13 protein-coding genes and 1 tRNA gene are annotated in these 17,096 nt (G+C 63.3%); all 14 read right to left on the reverse strand.

Annotation, left to right across the window (positions count from 1 at the left end; translation table 11 throughout):
- A partial coding sequence (locus AC5P8D_RS20520) for an elongation factor Tu (RefSeq protein WP_495203623.1) occupies positions 1-724 on the reverse strand: 724 nt, incomplete at its 3' end.
- Positions 725-776: 52 nt separating this feature from the next.
- Entirely contained in the window at positions 777-2,918 is a 2,142-nt protein-coding gene (gene fusA, locus AC5P8D_RS20525; protein ID WP_010480354.1) for an elongation factor G, read from the reverse strand.
- Between the two features lie 141 nt (positions 2,919-3,059).
- Complete coding sequence (gene rpsG, locus AC5P8D_RS20530; protein ID WP_004145321.1) at positions 3,060-3,533, reverse strand: 30S ribosomal protein S7; 474 nt, start codon at positions 3,531-3,533, stop codon at positions 3,060-3,062.
- Positions 3,534-3,545: 12 nt separating this feature from the next.
- Positions 3,546-3,920: a 30S ribosomal protein S12 gene (rpsL, locus tag AC5P8D_RS20535; RefSeq protein ID WP_004145320.1), complete on the reverse strand. Its 375-nt coding sequence runs from the start codon at positions 3,918-3,920 to the stop codon at positions 3,546-3,548.
- Positions 3,921-4,203: 283 nt separating this feature from the next.
- Positions 4,204-8,427: a DNA-directed RNA polymerase subunit beta' gene (gene rpoC, locus AC5P8D_RS20540; RefSeq protein ID WP_019338152.1), complete on the reverse strand. Its 4,224-nt coding sequence runs from the start codon at positions 8,425-8,427 to the stop codon at positions 4,204-4,206.
- 87 nt (positions 8,428-8,514) lie between these two features.
- Positions 8,515-12,669, reverse strand: a complete 4,155-nt coding sequence (gene rpoB / locus AC5P8D_RS20545; protein ID WP_010480373.1) for a DNA-directed RNA polymerase subunit beta — start codon at positions 12,667-12,669, stop codon at positions 8,515-8,517.
- A gap of 329 nt (positions 12,670-12,998) precedes the next feature.
- Positions 12,999-13,367, reverse strand: a complete 369-nt coding sequence (rplL, locus tag AC5P8D_RS20550) for a 50S ribosomal protein L7/L12 (protein ID WP_010480374.1) — start codon at positions 13,365-13,367, stop codon at positions 12,999-13,001.
- A 63-nt stretch (positions 13,368-13,430) separates the two neighbouring features.
- The gene (gene rplJ / locus AC5P8D_RS20555) at positions 13,431-13,967 is read right to left on the reverse strand and encodes a 50S ribosomal protein L10 (protein ID WP_010480377.1); all 537 of its coding nucleotides are present in this window, start codon (positions 13,965-13,967) and stop codon (positions 13,431-13,433) included.
- Between the two features lie 386 nt (positions 13,968-14,353).
- Entirely contained in the window at positions 14,354-15,052 is a 699-nt protein-coding gene (rplA, locus tag AC5P8D_RS20560) for a 50S ribosomal protein L1 (RefSeq protein WP_004154350.1), read from the reverse strand.
- A 4-nt stretch (positions 15,053-15,056) separates the two neighbouring features.
- Positions 15,057-15,485: a 50S ribosomal protein L11 gene (gene rplK, locus AC5P8D_RS20565; RefSeq protein ID WP_004145248.1), complete on the reverse strand. Its 429-nt coding sequence runs from the start codon at positions 15,483-15,485 to the stop codon at positions 15,057-15,059.
- Positions 15,486-15,742: 257 nt separating this feature from the next.
- Positions 15,743-16,303 carry a transcription termination/antitermination protein NusG gene (gene nusG, locus AC5P8D_RS20570; RefSeq protein ID WP_004154362.1) on the reverse strand — a complete coding sequence of 187 codons (561 nt, stop codon included), beginning with the start codon at positions 16,301-16,303 and terminating at the stop codon, positions 15,743-15,745.
- Between the two features lie 10 nt (positions 16,304-16,313).
- Positions 16,314-16,727, reverse strand: coding sequence for a preprotein translocase subunit SecE (gene secE, locus AC5P8D_RS20575; RefSeq protein ID WP_010480389.1), 414 nt, complete (start codon positions 16,725-16,727; stop codon positions 16,314-16,316).
- A gap of 49 nt (positions 16,728-16,776) precedes the next feature.
- A tRNA-Trp gene (locus AC5P8D_RS20580) sits at positions 16,777-16,852 on the reverse strand.
- A gap of 103 nt (positions 16,853-16,955) precedes the next feature.
- A partial coding sequence (locus AC5P8D_RS20585) for an EF-Tu C-terminal domain-related protein (protein ID WP_487247787.1) occupies positions 16,956-17,096 on the reverse strand: 141 nt, incomplete at its 5' end.

Below are 17,096 nucleotides of genomic sequence, written 5' to 3' on the forward strand. Positions count from 1 at the left end.
CAACCTTGATCACGCCGCGCTCGATACGACCGGTCACCACGGTGCCGCGGCCCGAGATCGAGAACACGTCTTCCACCGGCATCAGGAACGGCTTGTCGATCGCGCGCTCCGGCTCCGGGATCCAGCTGTCCAGCGCGTCGACCAGCTTCAGGATGGCCGGCACGCCGATGTCGCTCTGGTCGCCTTCCAGCGCCAGACGGGCCGAACCGGCGATGATCGGGGTGTCGTCGCCCGGGAAGTCGTACTTGCTCAGCAGCTCGCGCACTTCCATCTCGACCAGCTCGAGCAGCTCGGCGTCGTCAACCATGTCGGCCTTGTTCAGGAACACGACGATGTACGGCACGCCGACCTGACGCGACAGCAGGATGTGCTCGCGGGTCTGCGGCATCGGGCCGTCAGCGGCCGAGCACACCAGGATCGCGCCGTCCATCTGGGCGGCACCGGTGATCATGTTCTTGACGTAGTCAGCGTGGCCCGGGCAATCGACGTGGGCGTAGTGACGGACCGGGGATTCGTATTCGACGTGCGCGGTCGAGATCGTGATACCACGAGCCTTTTCTTCCGGAGCGGCGTCGATCGAGGAGTAATCCTTGAACTCGCCACCGAAGCGCTCGGCACCGATCTTGGTCAGTGCAGCGGTCAGCGTGGTCTTGCCGTGATCGACGTGACCGATGGTGCCGACGTTGACGTGCGGCTTGGTGCGCTCGAACTTACCCTTTGCCATTGTTCTATACCTTGATTGTTCGTAAGTGGTTTCAAGAGAGGCTGAGCGAGGCTCAGCCCTTCTTCATGACGGCTTCGGCGATGTTGGTCGGCGCCGGCTCGTAGTGATCGAATTCCATGGTGAAGGTGGCGCGGCCCTGGGTCTGCGAACGCAGCGCAGTGGCGTAGCCGAACATTTCACCCAGCGGGATCATCGCGTTGATGATGCTGGCCGAACCGTCACCGGTGGTGTCGGAACCCTGCAGCACGCCGCGACGACGGCTGACGTCGCCCATCACGTCACCCTGGTAATCCTCCGGGGTCACGATCTCGACCTTCATGATCGGCTCCAGCAGCACCGGCTTGGCCTTGGCGAAGCCCTGCTTGAAGGCCATCGACGAAGCCAGCTTGAACGCCATTTCCGAGGAGTCGACGTCGTGGTACGAACCGAACACCAGCTTCACCTTGACGTCCACGACCGGGAAGCCAGCCAGCGGGCCGCTGGTGATGGTTTCGCGCAGGCCCTTTTCAACCGACGGAATGAATTCCTTCGGGATCACGCCGCCGGTGATGTCGTTGATGAACAGGAAGTCGTCCTTGATCATCGGAGCGATCTTCGGATCGGCACGATCTTCAGCGGTGATCGGCGACAGCTCGATCACGACGTGACCGTACTGACCCTTACCACCGGACTGCTTGGCGTGCTTGTAGTCCGACTTGACGTCGGCCAGGGTGATGGTTTCGCGGTAGGCCACCTGCGGCGCGCCGACGTTGGCTTCAACGTTGAACTCGCGCTTCAGGCGGTCGACGATGATGTCCAGGTGCAGCTCGCCCATGCCCGAGATGATGGTCTGGCCGGATTCTTCGTCGGTCTTGACGCGGAACGACGGATCTTCCTGCGCCAGACGGCCCAGGGCCAGACCCATCTTTTCCTGGTCCGACTTGGTCTTCGGCTCGACGGCCATCGAGATCACCGGCTCCGGGAACGTCATGCGCTCCAGGATGATCGGGGCGTCCACGGCGCACAGGGTGTCACCGGTGGTGGTGTCCTTCAGGCCCACGGCAGCGGCGATGTCACCGGCCAGAACTTCCTTGATTTCCTCGCGGTTGTTCGAGTGCATCTGCAGGATGCGGCCGATGCGCTCCTTCTTGCCCTTCACCGAGTTCAGCACGGTGTCGCCACCGTTCAGGGTGCCCGAGTAGACACGGAAGAAGGTCAGCGCGCCGACGAACGGGTCGGTGATGATCTTGAAGGCCAGCGACGAGAACGGAGCCTTGTCGTCCGACTTGCGGGTCATTTCGACGGTGTCGTCGTCAACGTCCACGCCCTTCACGTCCGGCACGTCGACCGGCGACGGCAGCAGCTGGATCACGCCGTCCAGCATGGCCTGCACGCCCTTGTTCTTGAAGGCCGAGCCGCAGTACATCGGCACGATTTCAGTGGCCAGGGTGCGGGTACGCAGCGCATTGATGATTTCAGCCTCGGCCAGCTCTTCGCCGCCCAGGTACTTTTCCATCAGCTCTTCGCTGGCTTCGGCAGCGGTCTCGACCATGAACTGGCGAGCCTCTTCAGCCGGGCCCTGCAGTTCGGCCGGGATTTCACCGTACTCGAACTTCATGCCCTGCGAAGCCTCATCCCAATGGATGGCCTTCATCTTCAGCAGGTCGACAACGCCCTTGAAGTTGTCTTCAGCGCCGATCGGCAGCTGCATCGGCACGGCAACCGCGCCCAGCTTGGCCTTCAGCTGGCCGACGACCTTCTGGAAGTTGGCACCGGTGCGGTCCATCTTGTTGACGAACGCGATGCGCGGCACGTGGTACTTGTTGGCCTGGCGCCACACGGTTTCCGACTGCGGCTGCACGCCACCGACGGCGCACAGGACGAAGACGGCACCGTCGAGCACGCGCAGCGAGCGCTCCACTTCGATGGTGAAGTCGACGTGCCCGGGGGTGTCGATGATGTTGAAGCGGTGCTCCGGCAGGGACTTGTCCATGCCCTTCCAGAACGCGGTGGTGGCAGCGGACTGGATCGTGATGCCACGCTCCTGCTCCTGCTCCATCCAGTCCATGGTGGCGGCGCCGTCGTGCACTTCACCGATCTTGTGGCTCTTGCCGGTGTAGAACAGGATGCGCTCGGACGTGGTGGTCTTGCCGGCATCGATGTGAGCCATGATGCCGAAGTTACGGTAACGCTCGATGGGAGTGGAACGGGCCACGGGAGCCTCTCAGATTTCTTGGATTTCGGATGGCCGAACGCCGCCTTTCGGCGGCCTTCGGATTGGCGCAGCCCTTCTGGGACCGCGAGGCAGCACGCACCGAAGTGGTGCTGCCCTGCCTGTTTTACAAGGCCGTCAAACTCACCAGCGGTAGTGGGCGAATGCCTTGTTGGCTTCGGCCATGCGGTGGGTTTCTTCGCGCTTCTTGATGGCGCCGCCACGGTTTTCCGAGGCGTCGATCAGTTCAGCAGCCAGCTTCTTCGGCATGGTGTTCTCACCACGCTTGCGCGCGGAGTCGATCAGCCAGCGCATGGCCAGAGCCATCTTGCGCGACGAACGCACTTCGACCGGCACCTGGTAGGTGGCACCACCGACGCGGCGCGACTTGACTTCGACCGCCGGAGCGACGTTGTCCAGAGCCTTCTGCACCAGCTCAATGGCGTTGGCGCTGCTGTTCTTCTCGGTGATCACGTCCATGGCGCCGTACACGATCTTTTCGGCGACGGACTTCTTGCCGCTCTGCATGACCATGTTGATGAAGCGGGCGATGGTTTCGCTTCCGTGCTTCGGATCGGGCAGGACGGAACGCTGCGGAGTATTACCCTTACGCGACATAGTGCTCTCTCCTTATGCCTTCGGACGCTTGGCGCCGTACTTGGAACGGGCCTGGCGACGCTTGGCAACGCCGGCGGCGTCGAGCGAGCCACGAACGGTGTGGTAACGCACACCCGGCAGGTCCTTGACGCGACCGCCGCGGATCAGGACCACGGAGTGCTCCTGCAGGTTGTGGCCTTCACCACCGATGTAGGAAATCACTTCTTCCTGGTTGGTCAGGCGGACCTTGGCAACCTTGCGCAGAGCCGAGTTCGGCTTCTTCGGAGTGGTGGTGTAGACACGGGTGCAGACGCCACGGCGCTGCGGGCACTTGTCGAGCGCCGGCGAGGCACTCTTGTAGGTGGTCGCTTGCCGCGGCTTGCGGACCAGCTGGTTGATCGTCGCCATCAGTAGGTTCTTCTGATTGGTGGCCGGAAAATCCGACCAGAGATGCGGAAATGTTAAAGCAGGCCAAAATTCTGGCCTGCTGAGACAGACGATTGTAGCAACCCGTCAGGAAAGCAGTCAAACGCCTCCTGTCAAGCCCGTTCCTGATCCTGGAACGTTACTGGGGGGCCTCCATGTACCCCGTTCAGGTTGGCCGGGGCGATCGCGGACGACCTCCCCTGCCCTTTCCCTACCCGTCGATGAACCGACGGGGTGGTCCGGCCTTGCGGCCGGACCGGATACCTCATTCTTCGCCGGACGCCTGTTCAGCTTCAGCTTCAACGGCCGGAGCCTCGACTGCAGCCGGGGTGCCGGTCAGGGCCTGCATCTCCGAGTCGGTCAGACCCGAAGCGCCGCGGCGGCGGCTGCTGTGGTACGACAGACCGGTACCGGCCGGGATCAGGCGGCCCACGATCACGTTTTCCTTCAGACCGCGCAGGTTGTCCTTGGTACCGCGGACGGCCGCTTCGGTCAGCACGCGGGTGGTTTCCTGGAACGACGCGGCCGAGATGAACGATTCGGTCGCCAGCGAGGCCTTGGTGATACCCAGCAGGACCGGATCGAAGTGCGCCGGCAGCTCGTTGCGGGCTGCAAGGCGGGCATTCTCCTCGATAACGCGCTGGCGCTCCACCTGTTCGCCGTTCAGGAACTTGCTGCTGCCCTGGTCGGTGATCTCGACCTTGCGCAGCATCTGGCGGGTGATCACCTCGATGTGCTTGTCGTTGATCTTCACGCCCTGCAGGCGGTACACGTCCTGGATTTCCTTCACCAGATAGGCGGCCAGCGGTTCGACACCCAGCAGGCGCAGGATGTCCTGCGGGCTCGGCTCGCCGTCCACGATGGTTTCACCCTTGGTGACATGCTCGCCTTCGAAGACGATGACCTGGCGGTACTTCGGAATCAGCTCTTCGTGCTCCGAACCATCGGTGTCCTTGATGATCAGGCGCTGCTTGCCCTTGGTGTCCTTGCCGAAGCTGATGATGCCCGAACGCTCGGCCAGCACCGCCGGATCCTTCGGCTTGCGCGCTTCGAACAGATCGGCCACGCGCGGCAGACCACCGGTGATGTCGCGGGTCTTCGACGCTTCCTGCGGAATCTTGGCGACCACGTCACCCACGCCGACGGCAGCGCCGTCCTGCAGGTTAACGATCGAGCGCGGCGGCAGCAGGTACTGCGCCGGCAGGTCGGTGCCCGGAATCGACAGGTCGTTGCCCTTGGCGTCGACGATGCGCACGATCGGGCGCAGATCCTTGGCCTGGGTACCACGACGCTTCGGATCGGTGATTTCGCGCGAAGCAAGGCCGGTCAGCTCGTCGGTCTTCTCGATGACGGTGATGCCGTCGACGAAGTCGATGAAGCGGATGAAGCCGGCCACTTCCGACACGATCGGGTGGTTATGCGGATCCCAGTTGGCCACGGTCTGGCCCGCCTTGATCGCATCACCGTCCTTGGACGTGATGGTCGCACCGTACGGCAGCTTGTAACGCTCACGCTCACGGCCGTGGGCATCGAGCACCGAGATTTCGCCCGAGCGCGACACTGCCACCAGCGAGCCGTTGGCATGCTCGACGGACTTGAGGTTGCTGAACTTGACCGAGCCGGTGGTCTTGACGGTGATGTTGTCGACCGCAGCAGCTCGCGACGCCGCACCACCGATGTGGAACGTACGCATGGTCAGCTGGGTACCCGGCTCACCGATGGACTGGGCGGCGATGACGCCGACCGCTTCACCGATGTTGACCAGGTGACCACGGGCCAGATCGCGGCCGTAGCAGCGCGAGCAGACACCGAAGGCCGATTCGCAGGAGATGGTCGAGCGGACCTTGATGGTCTGCACGCCGGCATCTTCCAGCTTGGCAACCCAGGCTTCGTCCAGCAGGGTGTTGCGGGTGACGATCGGATCTTCGTCGTTGCCCGGCAGGAACACGTCCTCGGCAACCACGCGACCCAGCACGCGGTCCTTCAGCGGCTCGACCACGTCGCCGCCTTCCACGATCGGGGTCATGATCAGGCCTTCGGTGGTACCGCAATCCACCTCGGTGATCACCACGTCCTGCGCGACGTCGACCAGACGACGGGTCAGGTAACCCGAGTTCGCGGTCTTCAGCGCGGTATCGGCCAGACCCTTACGGGCACCGTGGGTGGAGTTGAAGTACTCCTGCACGTTCAGGCCTTCGCGGAAGTTCGCCTTGATGGGCGTCTCGATGATCGAGCCATCCGGACGGGCCATCAGGCCGCGCATGCCGGCCAGCTGACGGATCTGCGCCTGCGAACCACGCGCACCGGAGTCGGCCATGATGTACAGCGAGTTCATCGACTTCTGGTCGATGGTCTCACCCTTGGCGTTGACCACCTTCTCGGTACCGATGGTGTCCATCATCGCCTTGGCGATGCGCTCGTTGGTGCGCGACCAGATGTCGACCACCTTGTTGTAGCGCTCGCCGGCGGTGACCAGGCCCGACTGGTACTGCTCCTGGATTTCCAGCACTTCGGCTTCGGCCTCGGTGAGGATGCCCTTCTTCTCGTCCGGGATCAGCATGTCGTCGATGCCGATGGAGACGCCGGCGCGGGTCGCGTACGCGAAGCCGGTGTACATCAGCTTGTCGGCGAACACGACCGTGTCCTTCAGGCCCAGCTGGCGGTAGCTGGAGTTGATCAGGCGGCTGATGTTCTTCTTGGTCAGCTCAACATTGGCCAGCGCGAACGGCAGGCCTTCCGGCAGGATTTCAGCCAGCAGGGCGCGACCGATCGTGGTGTCCACGATCGAGGTCTTGTTCTGCTTGTTGCCGTCTTCGTCGGTCACCACCTCGGTGATGCGGACCTTGACCTTGGCGTGCAGTTCCACCACGCGGTTGTCGTAGGCACGCTTGACTTCGGCGATGTTGGCGAAGGCCATGCCCTCGCCCTTCTTGTTTTCCAGCGAGCGGGTCATGTAGTACAGACCCAGCACGACGTCCTGCGACGGCACGATGATCGGCTCGCCGTTGGCCGGCGACAGGATGTTGTTGGTGGACATCATCAGCGCACGCGCTTCCAGCTGGGCTTCCAGCGAGAGCGGCACGTGGACGGCCATCTGGTCACCGTCGAAGTCGGCGTTGAACGCGGTGCAGACCAGCGGGTGCAGCTGGATGGCCTTGCCTTCGATCAGCACCGGCTCGAACGCCTGGATGCCCAGACGGTGCAGGGTCGGCGCACGGTTCAGCATCACCGGATGCTCGCGGATGACCTCTTCCAGGATGTCCCAGACTTCGGCTTCTTCGCGCTCGACCAGCTTCTTGGCAGCCTTGATGGTGGTGGCCAGGCCACGACGCTGCAGCTTGGCGAAGACGAACGGCTTGAACAGCTCGAGCGCCATCTTCTTCGGCAGGCCGCACTGGTGCAGGCGCAGGTACGGACCGACCACGATGACCGAACGGCCCGAGTAGTCGACGCGCTTGCCGAGCAGGTTCTGGCGGAAGCGACCCTGCTTGCCCTTGATCATGTCGGCCAGCGACTTCAGCGGGCGCTTGTTGGTGCCGGTGATGGCACGGCCACGACGGCCGTTGTCCAGCAGCGCATCGACCGATTCCTGCAGCATGCGCTTTTCATTGCGCACGATGATGTCCGGCGCGCTCAGTTCGAGCAGGCGGCGCAGGCGGTTGTTGCGGTTGATGACGCGGCGGTACAGGTCGTTCAGGTCGGAGGTCGCGAAGCGGCCGCCATCCAGCGGAACCAGCGGACGCAGGTCCGGCGGAAGCACCGGCAGCACGGTCATGACCATCCATTCCGGACGGTTGCCCGATTCCAGGAAGGCTTCGATCAGCTTGATGCGCTTGGTGAGGCGCTTGAGCTTGGTTTCCGAACCGGTAGCGGCGATTTCCTCGCGCAGGCGGGTCATTTCCGACTGCAGGTCGATGGTGCGCAGCAGTTCGTACACGGCCTCGGCGCCCATGGCGGCGTCGAAGTCGTCACCGTGCTCCTGGCGGGCCTGCAGGTACTGTTCTTCGGTCAGCAGCTGGCGGCGTTCCAGGGCGGTCAGGCCCGGCTCGGTCACCACGTAGGCTTCGAAGTACAGCACGCGCTCGATGTCGCGCAGGGTCATGTCCAGCATCAGGCCGATGCGCGACGGCAGCGACTTCAGGAACCAGATGTGCGCGACCGGCGAGGCCAGGTCGATGTGGCCCATGCGCTCGCGACGCACCTTGGCCAGGGTCACTTCGGTGCCGCACTTTTCGCAGACCACGCCGCGGTGCTTCATGCGCTTGTACTTGCCGCACAGGCACTCGTAGTCCTTCACCGGGCCGAAGATGGCGGCGCAGAACAGGCCGTCGCGTTCCGGCTTGAAGGTACGGTAGTTGATGGTTTCCGGCTTCTTCACTTCGCCGAAGGACCACGAACGGATCAGGTCCGGCGAAGCCAGCGCGATCTTGATCGCGTCGAAGTCCAGCGTCTGGCGCTGCTGGTTGAAGAGGTTGAGCAGGTCTTTCATGGTGTTCTCCAGAAGGAGGAATGCTGTGTCGATGGGCTTTCAGTTCACTGCCAGCGGCGCGGCGGCGGACCGCCGCGCCGGCATGGATCAGTTGTCTTCCAGTTCCATGTTGATGGCCAGCGAGCGGATTTCCTTCACGAGCACGTTGAAGGATTCCGGCATGCCCGCGACCATCTCGTGCTCACCGTCGACGATGTTCTTGTACATCTGGTTGCGGCCCTGCACGTCATCGGACTTCACCGTCAGCATTTCCTGCAGGGTGTAGGCCGCGCCGTAGGCTTCCAGCGCCCAGACTTCCATTTCACCGAAGCGCTGGCCGCCGAACTGCGCCTTGCCGCCCAGCGGCTGCTGGGTGACGAGCGAGTACGGACCGGTCGAACGGGCGTGCATCTTGTCGTCGACCAGGTGGTTCAGCTTCAGGTAGTGCATGTAACCCACGGTGGTGTGGCGATCGAACGCTTCACCGGTGCGGCCGTCGTACAGCTGGGTCTGGCCACTGCTCGGCAGGTCGGCCAGTTCCAGCATGCGCTTGATTTCCGCTTCGGTGGCGCCGTCGAACACCGGAGTGGCCATCGGCACGCCGTCGGTCAGGTTGCGGGCCAGACGCAGCAGTTCCTCGTCGCTGAACTGCGACAGGTCGACACGGTTGGCCACGTTGGTGTCGTCGTGGTTGTAGATGTCGTCCAGGAACTTGCGCAGGTCGGCAACGGCGGCCTGGGCCTCCATCATCGCCTGGATCTTGCGGCCCAGGCCCTTGGCGGCCCAGCCCAGGTGCACTTCCAGGATCTGGCCGATGTTCATACGCGACGGCACGCCCAGCGGGTTCAGCACGATGTCCACGGTTTCGCCCGAGGCCATGTACGGCATGTCCTCGACCGGCACCACGTTGGAGACCACACCCTTGTTGCCGTGGCGGCCTGCCATCTTGTCGCCCGGCTGGATGCGGCGCTTCACGGCCAGGAATACCTTGACCATCTTCAGCACGCCCGGGGCGAGGTCGTCACCGGCGGTGATCTTGCCGCGCTTGTCGGCGAAGCGACGCTCGAATTCCTTCTCGTGCGCCTGGATCTGCTTCTGCGCGCGCTCGATGGCTTCCGAAGCGTCCTCGTCCTTCATGCGCAGGGCGAACCAGTCAGCCTTCTTCAGGCCGTCCAGGAAGGCGTCGCTGATCACGTCACCCTTCTTCAGGCCAGCGCCACCGTTGACCACCTTGCCCACGATCTGCGAACGCAGACGCATGTAGATGGCGGCTTCCAGGATGCGGAACTGGTCGTCGAAGTCCTTCTTGACGCGCTTGATTTCAGACTCTTCGATCTGGCGGGCGCGCTTGTCCTTCTCGATGCCGTCGCGGGTGAAGACCTGCACGTCGATGACGGTGCCGTCCATGCCCGGCGGAACGCGCAGCGAGCTGTCCTTAACGTCCGAAGCCTTCTCGCCGAAGATCGCGCGCAGCAGCTTCTCTTCCGGGGTCAGCTGGCTTTCGCCCTTCGGGGTGACCTTGCCGACCATGATGTCGCCGGCGCGGACTTCGGCACCGATGTACACCACGCCGCTCTCGTCCAGGCGGTTCAGCGCCTGCTCGGAGACGTTCGGGATGTCGGCGGAGATTTCCTCCGGCCCCAGCTTGGTGTCACGCGCAACGCAGGTCAGCTCTTCGATGTGGATCGTGGTGTAACGATCCTCTTCCACCACGCGCTCGGAGAGCAGGATGGAGTCTTCGAAGTTGTAGCCGTTCCACGGCATGAACGCGATCAGCATGTTCTGGCCCAGGGCCAGTTCGCCGATGTCGGTGGACGGACCGTCGGCCAGCACGTCGCCGCGGGCGATGACGTCACCCACCTGGACCAGCGGACGCTGGTTGATGCAGGTGTTCTGGTTCGAACGGGTGTACTTGACCAGGTTGTAGATGTCCACGCCTGCGTCGGTGGCGCCAACGATCTCTTCCTCGTTGACCTTGACCACGATGCGGGCGGCGTCGATCTGCACGATTTCGCCACCACGACGGGCGTTCACGGTCACACCGGAGTCACGCGCCACGGCGCGTTCGATACCGGTACCGACCAGCGGCTTCTGCGCACGCAGGGTCGGCACGGCCTGACGCTGCATGTTGGCGCCCATCAGTGCGCGGTTGGCGTCATCGTGCTCCAGGAACGGAACCAGCGCGGCCGCGATCGACACGGTCTGCATCGGCGAGACGTCCATGAAGTGGACTTCCGCCGGCGGCTTCAGCAGCGATTCGCCCTGGAAGCGGCACGGAACGAACTGCTCGGTCAGCATGCTGTCGGCATTGGTCAGGGCGTTGGCCTGCGCAATGACGTACTCGTTTTCTTCGATCGCCGACAGGAACTCGACTTCGTCATAGACCTTGCCGTCCACGACCTTGCGGTACGGGGTCTCAAGGAAACCGTACTGGTTGGTGCGGGCGTACACGGCCAGCGAGTTGATCAGGCCGATGTTCGGGCCTTCCGGGGTTTCGATGGTGCAGACGCGGCCGTAATGGGTCGGGTGCACGTCACGCACTTCGAAGCCGGCGCGCTCACGGGTCAGGCCGCCCGGACCCAGGGCCGAGACGCGACGCTTGTGGGTCACTTCCGACAGCGGGTTGTTCTGGTCCATGAACTGCGACAGCTGCGAGGAGCCGAAGAACTCCTTGATGGCAGCGGCGACCGGCTTGGCGTTGATCAGCTCCTGCGGGGTCAGGCCTTCCGACTCGGCCATCGACAGGCGCTCCTTGACCGCGCGCTCGACGCGGACCAGGCCCACGCGGAACACGTTCTCGGCCATTTCACCGACCGAACGCACGCGACGGTTGCCCAGGTGGTCGATATCGTCGACCACGCCGCGACCATTGCGGATCTCGGTCAGGACCTTGATCACGTCCAGGATGTCGGAGCTGTCGCCATGGGCGGCGACCAGGCGCTTGGACTCTTCGTCGTTGCGCTCACCGTAGTACTTGCGGTCGTACAGCACGGCTTCGCCGGTGGTTTCCTTGCGGCCCACGCGACGGTTGAACTTCATGCGACCGACCGCGGACAGGTCGTAGCGCTCGAAGGTGAAGAACAGGTTGTGGAACAGGTTCTGCGCGGCATCCTTGGTCGGCGGCTCGCCCGGACGCATCATGCGGTAGATCTCGACCAGGGCTTCCAGCTGGGTCTTGGTCGGGTCGATGCGCAGGGTGTTGGACAGGTACGGGCCACGATCCAGATCGTTCACCCACAGGGTGCCCACGGCATCCACGCCGGCCTTGCGGAAGGCCTGCAGCTGCTCGTCGGTGATCTCGTCATTGGCCTGGGCCAGCAGTTCGCCGGTCGAGGCGTCGACCACGTCGTGCGACAGGATGCGGCCGACGATGTAGTCGTCCGGCACGGCCAGGGCGGCGATGCCCGAGGCTTCCAGCTGCTTGATGTGGCGCGCGGTGATGCGCTTGCCGGCTTCCACGATGACCTTGTCGCCGTCGGCGAGGTCAAAGCCCAGGGTTTCGCCACGCAGGCGCTCCGGCACCAGCTCCAGCTGGACGCCTTCATCCGGGTTGATGTGGAAGGTGTTGATCTCGAAGAACTCGGCCAGCATCTCTTCGTTGCTGTAGCCAAGCGCGCGCAGCAGGATCGACACCGGCAGCTTGCGGCGGCGGTCGATACGGGTGAACAGCGCGTCCTTCGGGTCGAACTCGAAGTCCAGCCAGGAACCGCGGTAAGGAATGATGCGGGCGCTGTACAGCAGCTTGCCCGAGCTGTGGGTCTTGCCACGGTCGTGGTCGAAGAACACACCCGGCGAGCGGTGCAGCTGCGAGACGATGACGCGCTCGGTGCCGTTGACGATGAAGGTGCCGTTCTCGGTCATCAGCGGGATTTCGCCCAGATAGACCTCCTGCTCCTTCACGTACTTGATGGCCTTGGTCGACGACTCACGGTCGTAGATCACCAGGCGCACGGTCACGCGCAGCGGGGCGCCGTAGCTCATGCCACGCTGGCGGCACTCACGCTCGTCGAAGACCGGTTCGCCCAGCTTGTAGCCGACGTATTCCAGGGCGGCATTGCCGCTGTAGCTGGCGATCGGGAAGACCGACTTCAGCGCAGCGTGCAGGCCGTGGTCCGTGCGCTTGGCCGGATCGACGTTTTCCTGCAGGAATTCACGATAGGAATCCACCTGGATGGCGAGCAGGAACGGCACTTCGAGAATCGAGCGCTGCTTGCCGAAATCCTTGCGGATACGCTTTTTTTCGGTGAACGAATAGGACGTCATGAGGTCTTCCACCTTGTTGTGCGGATCGTGCGCCCACGATCCGAAGGGAACTTGAAATTGTCAGTTGGAAGTCGCTGGTATTGCCGGCACCAGCACGCCTTCTCCCGCTACTTCCAACTGCCAACTCGTCTGCATCCACTCCCCCGCTGCCGCGCGCTGCGCTGGCCGGCCGGGGTCTGACCGCAGCCCGTGTTGGGCTTTTTCCTGCTGTTTTTCACATCCACGCACGGCGTGGATCTACAACACTGCAACAACGACCAAAGGCCGGGGGCTTACGCCCCCAGCCTTGGCTGCATCGCCGTGAATCGGTGACGATGCAAGGTAACTGCTTACTTGACTTCGACAGTCGCGCCAGCAGCTTCCAGGTCCTTCTTCATCTTCTCGGCGTCGTCCTTCGAAGCGCCTTCCTTCAGGACGCCACCGGCTTCGGCCAGGTCCTTCGCTTCCTTCAGGCCCAGGCCGGTGATGGCGCGGACGGCCTTGATGACTTCGACCTTCTTGTCGCCGGCCGACTTCAGGGTGACGGTGAACTCGGTCTGCTCTTCAACAGCAGCAGCCGGGCCAGCGGCAGCAGCCACGGCAACCGGAGCAGCGGCGGAGACGCCGAACTTCTCTTCGATGGCCTTGACCAGCTCCATCACTTCCATCAGGGACTTCTCGGCGATGGCGTCGACGATCTGTTCGTTGGTAAGGGACATGATTAATACCTTTGGATGATTTTCTGGGTTGAGGTTCCGTCAGGAACCACGGTAAGTCGAAACTCAGGCGGTCTCGGCGGCCGGCTCGGCAGCGTCGGCGGCGACGTCGCCACCACCCTGCTTCTCGCCAACGGCCTTGATGGCGCGGGCAAACATCGTGACCGGCTCGGTCAGGACGCGGGCCAGCATGGCCAGGGCCTGGTCGCGGGTCGGCAGCGAGGCCAGCACTTCGACGTGGCTTGCCGGGAACACTTCGCCACCGATGGCGACGACCTTAGCCTTCAGCTTGTCGTTGCCCTTGGCGGCTTCCTTGATCAGGCGACCGGCAGCGCCGGGCTCCTCGAGCGAGAACGCGTACAGCAGCGGACCAACCATCTGGTCCTGGGCGACTGCGAACTCGGTGCCTTCAACGGCGCGCGAAGCCAGGGTGTTCTTGACAACCTTCAAGAAAACACCGGTTTCACGAGCCTGCTTGCGCATCGCGGTCATCTGGGCGACCGTGGTGCCAGCGTATTCGGCTGCGATCAAGGAGTGGGCCTTGGCGGCGACGTCTGCCAGCTCGGCGACTACTTCTTGCTTCTGGGACAGATTGAGAGCCATTGCACTCCTCCTATTGAACTCCGCTTACGGCTCCTGCCGTGTGCGGTCCTGTGCGGCATCCGTCCTGGACGCCGGGAACATCGGGATGATGTTCCGGGGGTGGGCCGTTCTAGACCTGGAGTGGGCCAACCTGGGAAACCCAGACGTGCGTGAACCAGAAAAACTCCAGAAGGGCACCATCTACGCAGGGTGATTCCGGGGAATCGATTAAGCGCTCATGACTGCTCCGGCGGCGACTCCTTGCCAGATCGAGCTTCCGTGCCCGTCGCCGGTATTGCCACGACCGCGCCTGCGGTCTTTGACGGCTACCGCGGGCGATGCACTGCCAGCGATGCCTTCAAATGTCACGGTCACGGCACCGAAGGTACCGTGACCGCTTGAAACAATTACTTCAGGGTCAGCGACGACTGGTCGACGGTGACGCCCGGGCCCATCGTCGAGCTGACCGAAACCTTCTGCAGGTAGGTGCCCTTCGAGGTGGCCGGCTTGGCCTTGATCAGGTCCAGCAGCAGCGCGGTCAGGTTCGACTTCAGCGCGTCTTCGGCGAAGTCGGCCTTGCCGATGGTGCAGTGGATGATGCCGGCCTTGTCGGTGCGGTAACGGACCTGACCCGACTTGGCGTTCTTCACGGCTTCACCCGGGTTCGGGGAAACGGTGCCGACCTTCGGGTTCGGCATCAGGCCGCGCGGGCCCAGCACGGTGCCCAGCTTACCGACGACGCGCATGGCGTCCGGGGTCGCGATGACGACGTCGTAGTTCAGATCGCCGGCCTGCATCTTCTCGGCCAGGTCATCCATACCGACGGCTTCGGCGCCAGCGGCCAGGGCTTCGTCAGCCTTGGCACCGGCCGGAGCGAACACGGCGACGCGGACCGACTTGCCGGTACCGGCCGGCAGCACGGTGGAGCCACGGACCTGCTGGTCGGACTTCTTCGCATCGACGCCCAGGCGCACAGCGACGTCGATCGACTCGACGAACTTGGCCTTGGTGGCGCTCTTCAGGATGTTGATCGCGTCCTCGAAGGCGTATGCCTTACCCGGAACGACGGCGGCCTTGATGGCCTTCTCACGCTTGGTCTGTGCCATCTTATTAACCCTCCACCACGAGGCCCATGGAACGGGCAGAGCCAGCGATGGTACGCACGGCGGCGTCCAGATCGGCGGCAGTCAGATCCGGTTCCTTCGCCTTGGCGATCTCTTCCAGCTGCTTACGGGTGACCTTGCCGACCTTCTCGGTGTTCGGGCGCTTGGAGCCCGACGAGATGCCAGCGGCCTTCTTCAGCAGGGTGGTGGCCGGGGTGCTCTTGGTGATGAAGGTGAACGTACGGTCCGAGTAGGCCGTGATGATCACCGGAACCGGCAGGCCCGGCTCGAGCTTCTGCGTGGCAGCGTTGAACGCCTTGCAGAATTCCATGATGTTCAGACCGCGCTGACCCAGCGCAGGACCGACCGGCGGCGAGGGGTTGGCCTGACCGGCCTTCACCTGCAGCTTGATGTAACCGACAACTTTCTTTGCCATGTGAGTACTCTCCGGGTGCTAGCGCCTTTCGACAACAGGCTCCCCATCGGACCGGGAATCACGCGTCCCGGCATCGCGTTTTGAAATCATGCTGAAGGCCACCTTGCGGCGGCCTCGTCCTGCTGGCTTCCCAGCGGGGAGCCGCGCACTATATCAGGTTTTTTCTTCACATGCCTGAAGCGGCACGTAAACGAGAGAAACCGGGCCAAGCCCGGTTTCTTGTCCGGAGTCGAGCATGGCTAGACTCTACAACGGGATCAGACGGCCTTTTCGACCTGGCCGAACTCGAGTTCGACCGGAGTGGCACGGCCGAAGATCAGCACCGAGACGCGCAGACGGCTCTTCTCGTAGTTGACCTCTTCGACGACGCCATTGAAATCGTTGAACGGGCCGTCGGTGACGCGGACCATCTGGCCCGGCTCGAACAGCACCTTCGGACGCGGCTTCTCGACGCCTTCCTGAACGCGGTTCAGGATGGCTTCGGCCTCGGAATCGGCGATCGGCAGCGGACGGTCGGCCGTGCCGCCGATGAAGCCCATGACGCGCGGGGTTTCCTTGACCAGGTGCCAGCTTTCGTTGTCGATGCGCGGAATACCGGCTTCTTCGTGGGTCTCGATCTGGACCAGCACGTAACCCGGGAAGAACTTGCGCTCGGAGCGGCGCTTCTGGCCAGCGCGCATCTCGACCACTTCTTCGGTCGGGACCAGGACATCGCCGAAGCGCTCTTCCATGCCGTCACGGACGATGCGATCGCGCAGAGCCTGCGCCACCGACTTCTCGAAGCCCGAATAGGCGTGAACGACGTACCAACGCTTCATGCAATTCTCCTTAGCGGCTCAGGAACAGCTGAATCAGCCACTGAATGACGTAATCGAACCCACCCAGCAGCAGGCTGAGAATGGTTACCACCACCATCACGACCCAGGTCATGCGGATGGCTTCCTGGCGCGTCGGCCAGACCACCTTGCGCAGTTCGAAGCGCGACTCGGAGAGGAATTCGCGGGTGTCGCGCCCCTTGCCGGTCAGCATGAACACGCCGATACCGCCAACCAGACCGACTACAACCGCCAACGCACGCAGCTGACCCGCCCACGCACCCAGCTGGGTGGCGCGACCGGAGTCGGCGGAGAACCAGAACCAGACGAACAGACCAGCCAGCACCAGCAGCGATGCGGCGACGTACTTGACGATATCCCCGCCATTGGCGGAGTTGTCCTTGGAGTGTTCGATCTTGCTATTCATCCGGCTGTGTCTGCTTTAGCGGCCCAGGCCGCTGGATAAGGTGGGCAGATGGCACGCCAGGAGGGACTCGAACCCCCAACCTGCGGTTTTGGAGACCGCTGCTCTGCCAATTGAGCTACTGGCGTACGTATTGAAACTTGCCTTCCCTTAGACGGCGAAGGCGGACCGAGGTTCCCGGCCCGCCATTCGCGTAACCGGCGGCGCTATGCAACCACCGGTACTGCAGGCTTACTCGATGATCTTCGAGACCACGCCGGCGCCGACGGTACGGCCGCCTTCGCGGATGGCGAAGCGCAGGCCTTCGTCCATTGCCACCGGGTTGATCAGGGTGACGACCATCTTGACGTTGTCACCCGGCATCACCATTTC

The organism is Stenotrophomonas sp. YJH_SMC_101-4 (assembly GCF_059370395.1).